At 57.7% G+C, this 1084-nt stretch carries 1 protein-coding gene; it reads left to right on the top strand.

Going from position 1 to position 1084, the window contains the following annotated elements:
• On the top strand, positions 1 to 1084 hold a 1084-nt coding region (locus tag ABJK56_RS06685), incomplete at both ends, for a glycosyltransferase family 2 protein (RefSeq protein ID WP_347243889.1).

Below are 1084 nucleotides of genomic sequence, written 5' to 3'. Positions count from 1 at the left end.
TGCAGCCGCTCCTCTCAATTATAATGCTGAACTACAACGGCGCCAAGATAATGGATGTCATGAGGGAGGCCGTGGAAAGCATCAAGGTAGCAGGGTACGACAGCTACGAGTTCATCCTGGTGGACAACGGATCGACTGATGGGAGCTACGAAGCCATCTCCAAGTACGTGGAGTCCGCCGGGCTCAGGAGGACAACTGTGGTGAGGTCGGAGAGGAACACCGGATTCACCGGAGGAAATAACCTAGGATTCAGGGCCAGGTCCAAGGAATCGGAGTACACGCTGCTTCTCAACAACGACGCTGTCCTGCTCCCGGGCTCCCTAGGGCTACTGATGACCATCATGGGAAAGAACCCGAGTATCGGCGCGCTCAACGGCGCTATTCTCGACTACAGGGACGGCAAACTGTCGAGTGTTCCAGCGTTCCTCGACGAGATGTATACAATAATATCCCCTATATTTGCTGATTTCCGTGAGGGCATGTACCGCGCAATAGAGGAGACGTTTCCGATGGGGGCAGCTGCTATTATAAGTAACGAGGCCGTGTTGGACGCGAATCGTGGGCGCGAGCAGGTGTTCGACGAGGAGCTGTTCATGTACTTCGACGATACCACGCTGGGCGTGAAGCTGTGGAACTCCGGGTGGAGAGTGGAATTCCATCCGGTGCCCGCGGTCAAGCACTTGGGCGGATCGTCTTCCTCTAGGGCATTCGGTGCGTACCACATGATCAGGGGAAGGGCGGCCTTATGTGAGGCGGCGCCGCCGAGGTATGGAAGACTTGTTAACATCTTCCTGAGGAGGAACATACTGTGGGCGAGGCGGACCTTCCCGGGGAGCGGGTTCGACTTCCAGCGGGCCTTCGAGGAGGGCAAGAATATTGGAAGGATCCTGAGGGACAGATACCAGCTTGATTTCTACAGGGCGCCGGTGGTCAGATTATCTTGGTCGGAGGCGGTCCGTAAGGCGCTGATCTCGGCGGGTGGCATCGGGAGGAGGAAGTCGAGGGAGCTCCTGGAGCTCATTTCAGGGACCTCGGCCGAGCGGAGGAGCGGGCTCCTCATCGGAGGACCCAGCGGTCGCAATAC

It is taken from the genome of Thermogutta sp., assembly GCF_039793925.1.
In the GTDB taxonomy this organism is placed as follows: domain Bacteria; phylum Planctomycetota; class Planctomycetia; order Pirellulales; family Thermoguttaceae; genus Thermogutta.
The sequence above is the reverse complement of the archived record's forward strand: the minus strand, read 5'-3'. Positions and strand labels throughout refer to the sequence as shown.